The organism is Streptomyces sp. NPDC050535 (assembly GCF_044457665.1).
Classification (GTDB): domain Bacteria; phylum Actinomycetota; class Actinomycetes; order Streptomycetales; family Streptomycetaceae; genus Streptomyces.
In genome coordinates this window covers 590,956-597,674 of the sequence record NZ_JBITHE010000003.1, presented here as the reverse complement: position 1 = coordinate 597,674, position 6,719 = coordinate 590,956, and the positions used below count along the sequence as shown (strand labels likewise).

The following is a 6,719-nucleotide window of genomic DNA, read 5'->3' as shown; positions in this document are numbered from 1 at the left end:
CCCGGTTACATTCCGAACCCGGAAGCTAAGCCTCACAGCGCCGATGGTACTGCAGGGGGGACCCTGTGGGAGAGTAGGACGCCGCCGAACTAAACGTAGAGCTCCGGCTCTTGGGTTTACCCCAAGAGCCGGAGCTTTTTTGTTTTCCGGTGACGCCTCCACCCCTCCGTACAGCAGGGTGAGTGCTGCGGGTAGGGTCAGGGGGCATCGTTGGCTCGTTTCCCACAGGAGGCCCCCGGGTGGAGGTCCAGGAGACCCGCGTCCAGACAGACCGGGTCCTCACCATCCCGAACATCCTCAGCATGGCTCGCCTCGTCGGCGTGCCCATCTTCCTGTGGCTGATTCTCTGGCCTGAGTTCGGCGGCCCCAAGAGCGACGGCTGGGCGCTGCTGGTGCTCATGCTGAGCGGTATCAGCGACTATCTGGACGGGAAGCTCGCCCGTCGCTGGAACCAGATCAGCAGCCTTGGCCGGCTACTCGACCCCGCGGCCGACCGGCTCTACATTCTGTCCACTCTTGTGGGCCTCACCTGGCGGGAGATTCTCCCGCTGTGGTTGACCGCCGTACTTCTGGCGCGCGAGCTGGTCCTGCTGGTGATGGTGGGCATCCTCAGGCGCCATGGCTATCCGCCGCCGCAGGTGAACTTCCTGGGGAAGGCAGCCACCTTCAACCTGATGTATGCCTTCCCGTTGTTGCTGCTCAGTGACGCAAGTGGGTGGATCGCGTCACTCGGTGCTATTTTCGGATGGGCTTTCGCCGGATGGGGTACAACCCTGTATTGGTGGGCAGGAGTCCTGTATGTGGTTCAGGTCCGCCGCCTAGTCAGGGCGGATGCCACGACCGATTGAACTCGCCCATTGCGTGGCTGTAGTGGCTCGATGGCCCGCGGATGAGAAGTGCGGGACAATTTGGACGGGTGAAGTCGGCTAGACCGTCGTCTCTTCAAGGAGGACGCTTCCGACATGAAGGCCGTCGTGATGGCCGGAGGCGAAGGCACACGCCTTCGTCCCATGACCTCAAGCATGCCCAAGCCGCTCCTGCCAGTGGCCAACAGGCCGATCATGGAGCACGTGCTACGGCTGCTCAAAAGGCATGGGCTCAACGAGACCGTCGTTACTGTTCAGTTCTTGGCCTCTCTCGTCAAGAACTACTTCGGTGACGGCGAGGAGCTCGGCATGGAGCTCACTTATGCCAATGAGGAGAAGCCACTCGGTACTGCCGGGAGTGTCAAGAACGCCGAGGAGGCGTTGAAGGACGACACGTTCCTTGTGATCTCCGGTGATGCCCTGACCGACTTCGACCTCACCGATCTCATCAATTTCCACAAGGAGAAGGGCGGGCTCGTCACCGTCTGCCTGACGCGTGTACCGAACCCCCTTGAATTCGGCATCACCATTGTCGACGACGAGGGCAAGGTCGAGCGCTTCCTGGAGAAGCCGACCTGGGGCCAGGTTTTCTCCGACACGGTGAACACGGGTATCTACGTCATGGAGCCCGAGGTCTTCGACTACGTCGAGGCCGATGCCTCCGTCGACTGGTCCGGTGACGTCTTCCCTCAGTTGATGAAGGAAGGCAAGCCCATCTACGGCTATATCGCCGAGGGCTACTGGGAGGACGTCGGCACTCACGAGAGCTATGTGAAGGCGCAGGCCGACGTCCTTGAGGGCAAGGTCGACGTCGAACTCGACGGATTCGAGATCTCGCCGGGCGTATGGGTCGCCGAGGGCGCCGAGGTGCACCCCGACGCCGTACTGCGCGGTCCGCTCTACATCGGCGACTACGCCAAGGTCGAGGCGGACGCCGAGATCCGCGAGCACACCGTCATCGGTTCCAACGTCGTCGTCAAGACAGGTGCCTTCCTGCACCGGGCTGTCGTGCACGACAACGTGTACATCGGACAGCACAGCAATCTGCGCGGCTGCGTGATCGGTAAGAACACCGACATCATGCGAGCCTCCCGGATCGAGGACGGTGCCGTCATCGGCGACGAGTGTCTCGTCGGCGAAGAATCGATCATTCAGGGGAACGTACGGGTCTACCCGTTCAAGACCATCGAGGCCGGCGCCTTCGTCAACACGTCGGTGATCTGGGAGTCCCGGGGCCAGGCACATCTGTTCGGTGCTCGTGGTGTGTCCGGGATTCTGAACGTGGAGATCACCCCGGAACTCGCCGTGCGGCTCGCGGGAGCGTACGCGACGACGCTGAAGAAGGGCTCCACGGTCACGACGGCCCGTGATCACTCCAGAGGTGCTCGTGCGCTGAAGCGGGCGGTCATCTCGGCGCTGCAGGCCAGCGCCATCGACGTACGAGACCTGGAGAACGTACCGCTGCCGGTGGCCAGGCAGCAGACGGCCAGGGGCAGTGCGGGCGGGATCATGATCCGGACGACGACCGGTGTGCCGGACTCCGTCGACATCATGTTCTTCGACGGGCAGGGTGCTGATCTGTCGCAGGCGAGTCAGCGGAAGCTGGACCGTGTGTTCGCGCGGCAGGAGTATCGGCGCGCGTTCCCTGGCGAGATCGGGGATCTGCACTTCCCGGCCAGTGTCTTCGACTCGTACACCGGGTCGCTGCTGCGGAATGTCGACACGACCGGGATCACCGAGTCGGGGCTCAAGGTCGTCGTGGACGCCTCCAACGGCAGCGCGGGTCTCGTACTGCCCAGCCTGCTAGGCAAGCTCGGGGTCGACTCGCTGGTCATCAATCCCGGTCTCGACGAGTCCAGGCCGACGGAGACGGCGGATGCGCGGCGGTCCGGGCTTGTGCGGCTCGGCGAGATCGTGGCGTCCGCGCGGGCGGCGTTCGGAGTGCGATTCGACCCCGTCGGTGAGCGGCTTTCACTGGTCGACGAGAAGGGACGGATCGTCGAGGACGACCGGGCTCTGCTCGTCATGCTCGACCTGGTGGCCGCAGACCGGCGCAGCGGGCGGGTGGCGCTTCCGGTGACCACCACGCGGATCGCCGAGCAGGTGGCGGCGTACCACGGCACGCAGGTGGAGTGGACGGCGACCTCTCCGGACGATCTGACGCGGGTCGGGCGTGAGGACTCGACGATCTTCGGTGGCGACGGGCGTGGTGGTTTCATCATCCCGGAGTTCAGCGGTGTCTTCGACGGTGCGGCGGCGTTCGTGCGCCTCATCGGGCTCGTCGCGCGGACGCAGCTCACTCTCAGCCAGATCGACGCGCGGATTCCGCGGGCACATGTCCTCAAGCGCGATCTCGCCACTCCGTGGGCCGTCAAGGGGCTTGTCATGCGGCGAGTTGTGGAGGAGGCCGGTGACCGGTTCGTCGACACCACCGACGGCGTACGGGTCGTGGAGACCGACGGACGCTGGGTGATGGTTCTTCCGGATCCCGCCGAGGCGGTGACGCATCTGTGGGCCGAAGGGCCTGACGATGCCTCCGCGGAGGCCCTGCTCGACGAGTGGGCGGCGGTCGTGGACAGCGCCGGTCGCTGAAACACAAAGCACGCGCGCGTGCCGGACAAGTGCCCTCAAGGGGGCCTGTCCGGCACGCCGGTGGGGCCATTCGGAGGTAGGGCCCGCGACGTGCGACGATGTGCGGCATGCCGCAGCAGCCCCCCGTTCGGAGCAGTCCTACGCGCACGTCGCGCCCGGACGCCTCCATGTCGCTGCTCACCAATGTCATGGACCACAGCCTCGACGACGGGTACGCCGAGGCGACCGCGCGGAAGCGGGCCGACGGCACCGGCGGTATGCCGAAGACGCTGTGGGCGAAGCTCGGGCTCGCGGCCGGGCTGGTCGTCGCCGCCCTGGTGGTGACCCTGGGAGCGGCGAACGCGCGGATCGCGGCGCCTGCCATCGCCAAGGAGCGCCAGGAACTCATCGACCGTATCGAACGCGAGACCACCGCCGCGGACAAGATCGAGGACGACGTCGACACCCTGCGTGCCGATGTGAGTGCCCGGCAGCGTGCGGCGCTGAAGGCCGACGGGGGCAGTGAGCAGGCCGATCTGGTGGGCCTCCTTTCAGGTGCCACTGCCGTGCACGGCCCTGGCGTGAAACTCGTCGTCGACGACGCCGAGGAAGCAAGTCAGGACGGCGACGGTGATCCTCGGGAGACCTCCGGGTTCTCCGACACCGGACGGGTGCGCGACCGTGACATGCAGCGTGTCGTCAACGGGATGTGGGAGTCGGGTGCCGAGGCCATCTCGGTCAACGGCCAGAGGCTGACCGCTCTGTCGGCGATCCGGGCCGCGGGTGACGCGATACTGGTCGACAACAGGCCGCTGGTGCCGCCGTACACGGTGCTCGCGGTGGGGGACGGCCGGCAACTCAGCACCAGGTTCCAGAACAGCGCCGACGGGCTGTATCTGCATGCCCTCCAGGAGAACTACGGCATCCGGACCAGCATCTCCGTCCAGGACGACGTCCGGCTGGGCGCCGCGCCGAGCGTGATCGTACGTACAGCACAGCCGAGCACAGAGAAGGGCACATCGTGATCGCCGTACTGGGCCTCGTCGTGGGAGTCGTGGCCGGATTGTTGGTCCGGCCCGAGGTTCCGGCAGTCGTCGAGCCTTACCTTCCCATCGCCGTAGTGGCGGCCCTCGACGCTGTGTTCGGAGGCTTCCGCGCGATGCTCGACGGCATCTTCGACGACAAGGTCTTCGTGGTGTCGTTCCTGTCGAACGTGGTGGTGGCCGCGCTGATCGTCTTCCTGGGCGACAAGCTGGGTGTGGGCGCCCAGCTCTCCACCGGCGTGGTGGTCGTCCTCGGCATCCGCATCTTCTCCAACGCCGCCGCGATCCGCCGGCACGTCTTCCGGGCGTGAGGCCGATGAGTAACGACCACGAGTCGGCGACGGGTTCCGGCAGTCCGGATCATCGGCTGCGCAAGGAACTTCCCCAAGAGGTTCCGGCAGCGGCCCCTGTGCCGCCGGAGCGCGAGGAGAGGGAAGAAGGCGCCGAGCCGATGCTGACCGGCCGTCAGCGGCTGGCTCAGGGGCTGTGGCCGCCGCGTGTGTCCCGCGCGCAACTGATCGTCGCCCTGCTGCTGTTCGGCCTCGGCTTCGGTCTTGCCGTCCAGGTGGCGTCCAACAGTGACAGCGGCAGCGCGCTGCGCGGCGCACGTCAGGAAGATCTCGTACGCATCCTCGATGAACTGGACAGCCGTACAAAGCGTCTTGAAGACGAGAAACAGGGTCTCGAAGGTCAGCGCACCGAGTTGGAGAACAGTTCGGACCAGGCCGAGGAGGCTCGCAAGCAGACCGTAGAGAAGGAGAAGCAACTCGGCATTCTGGCGGGCACGGTGGCCGCGCAGGGGCCCGGCATCACCCTGACGATCAACGACGTCAAGGGAACGGTCGAGGCGGACATGCTGCTGGACGCCGTCCAGGAGCTCCGAGCGGCCGGTGCGGAGGCGATCCAGGTGAACGGTGTACGGGTCGTGGCCAGCACCTATCTGACTGATTCGGACAAGGGGGTGAGTGTGGACGGGAACAAGATCACCCAACCCTACCGTTTCAAGGTCATCGGCAAGTCGCAGGACCTGGAGCCGGCGCTCAACATCCCCGGAGGCGTGGTGCAGACACTCGAGAAGGAGCAGGCCATCGTCACGGTGGAGTCCTCGACGAAGATCGTTGTGGACGCCTTGCGACCGGCGAAGCAGCCTGACTACGCTCGGTCGTCCCAGTGAGGCGGGGCCGCATGAGGGGTGCCCGGCCAGGGCAGGAGGTTGCGGGGGGTCGACGCACCGAATGGGTGGTGCGTGGTGGAAACTGTCAGGTGGATACGGACGTTGTGAGGATGTCCGGGTCGACCGGTGTGTTCAATCAGGGTTCGTCCTGCCCCACGGGCGGGTCTGTTTCGGTCAAGGGGAATCGCCCGTGAAGTTGTTTGCGAAGTTGTTCGGCAAGAGCGCGCGAGGAGAGGGCGGCGACAACGCCACCGCCCGGCACCGTGCACCACGCCATGGAGACGCGGAGGAGCAGAGCGGCGAGCGCCCGCTGTTCCGGGACCAGCTCGGTGGTCCCGGTGGCGACATTTCCGGTGGTCAGGGCGCGCCGTCTGTTGACCCTGCCCAGTCCGGCCGCATAGGTTTCGGGGACTCGTCAGCATCAAGCGCGGGTGGCGGGTTCACCCCCGACCCGTACGCTTCCCATGCCCCCGGAGGGCAGCCGCGGCAGGAGGATCCGTCCATGTCGGCCCTGGTGTGTACGAGGTGCGGTAACCGCAACGCGGAAAACAGCCGTTTCTGCTCGAACTGCGGTGCGCCGCTGCGAGCCGGAGTGACCCCGGAGCGTCCGTCCGAGACGACGTCCACGATCTCCATCTCGGGCCTCGAGGCCTATGACGCCGAGGTGACGGGCCAGACGGCCTCGCCGGCGCTCTCCCCGGAGGCGCAGGCCGCGGTCGACGCGCTGCCTCTCGGCTCGGCGCTCCTGGTGGTGCGCCGTGGTCCGAACTCGGGCAGCCGGTTCCTGCTGGACGGCGATCTGACCACGGCCGGGCGGCACCCGCAGAGCGACATCTTCCTGGACGACGTGACCGTGTCGCGCCGCCATGTGGAGTTCCGCCGCGTCGGCGACGGCTCGTTCACCGTGGCGGACGTCGGCAGCCTCAACGGCACGTACGTCAACCGGGAACGGATCGACTCGGTCCCCCTGTCGAACGGTGACGAGGTGCAGATCGGCAAGTACCGGCTGGTCTTCTACGCGAGCCAGCTGGGCATCTGACCCTCCCTCGGACTGCGTCCGGGGAG

At 66.2% G+C, this 6,719-nt stretch carries 6 protein-coding genes and 1 rRNA gene; all 7 read left to right on the top strand.

What is annotated here, in order from left to right; genetic code table 11:
* Positions 1-90 (top strand): 5S ribosomal RNA (gene rrf / locus ACIBLC_RS10770); the annotation flags it as partial.
* 149 nt (positions 91-239) lie between these two features.
* Positions 240-848, top strand: a complete 609-nt coding sequence (locus ACIBLC_RS10765) for a CDP-alcohol phosphatidyltransferase family protein (protein WP_399210425.1) — start codon at positions 240-242, stop codon at positions 846-848.
* A 114-nt stretch (positions 849-962) separates the two neighbouring features.
* Positions 963-3,458 (top strand): sugar phosphate nucleotidyltransferase, encoded by a 2,496-nt coding sequence (locus ACIBLC_RS10760; RefSeq protein ID WP_399210424.1) that lies wholly within the window; start codon positions 963-965, stop codon positions 3,456-3,458.
* 98 nt (positions 3,459-3,556) lie between these two features.
* A complete protein-coding gene (locus ACIBLC_RS10755) occupies positions 3,557-4,462 on the top strand; it encodes a DUF881 domain-containing protein (RefSeq protein WP_399210423.1) in 906 nt (301 codons plus the stop codon).
* Positions 4,459-4,791, top strand: a complete 333-nt coding sequence (locus tag ACIBLC_RS10750) for a small basic family protein (RefSeq protein WP_344015444.1) — start codon at positions 4,459-4,461, stop codon at positions 4,789-4,791. Before ACIBLC_RS10755 ends, ACIBLC_RS10750 begins: the two co-directional genes overlap by 4 nt.
* Before the next feature lie 5 nt (positions 4,792-4,796).
* Positions 4,797-5,654 carry a DUF881 domain-containing protein gene (locus ACIBLC_RS10745; RefSeq protein ID WP_399210422.1) on the top strand — a complete coding sequence of 286 codons (858 nt, stop codon included), beginning with the start codon at positions 4,797-4,799 and terminating at the stop codon, positions 5,652-5,654.
* A gap of 61 nt (positions 5,655-5,715) precedes the next feature.
* Complete coding sequence (locus ACIBLC_RS10740) at positions 5,716-6,693, top strand: FHA domain-containing protein (RefSeq protein ID WP_399210421.1); 978 nt, start codon at positions 5,716-5,718, stop codon at positions 6,691-6,693.
* Positions 6,694-6,719: the final 26 nt, after the last annotated feature.

What these genes read in the sequence shown, in the direction of transcription:
- ACIBLC_RS10740 (WP_399210421.1), top strand. Translation starts at nt 5,716, where the DNA reads ATGGGTGGTGCGTGGTGGAAACTGTCAGGTGGATACGGACGTTGTGAG.
- ACIBLC_RS10760 (WP_399210424.1), top strand. Translation starts at nt 963, where the DNA reads ATGAAGGCCGTCGTGATGGCCGGAGGCGAAGGCACACGCCTTCGTCCC.
- ACIBLC_RS10755 (WP_399210423.1), top strand. Translation starts at nt 3,557, where the DNA reads ATGTGCGGCATGCCGCAGCAGCCCCCCGTTCGGAGCAGTCCTACGCGC.
- ACIBLC_RS10745 (WP_399210422.1), top strand. Translation starts at nt 4,797, where the DNA reads ATGAGTAACGACCACGAGTCGGCGACGGGTTCCGGCAGTCCGGATCAT.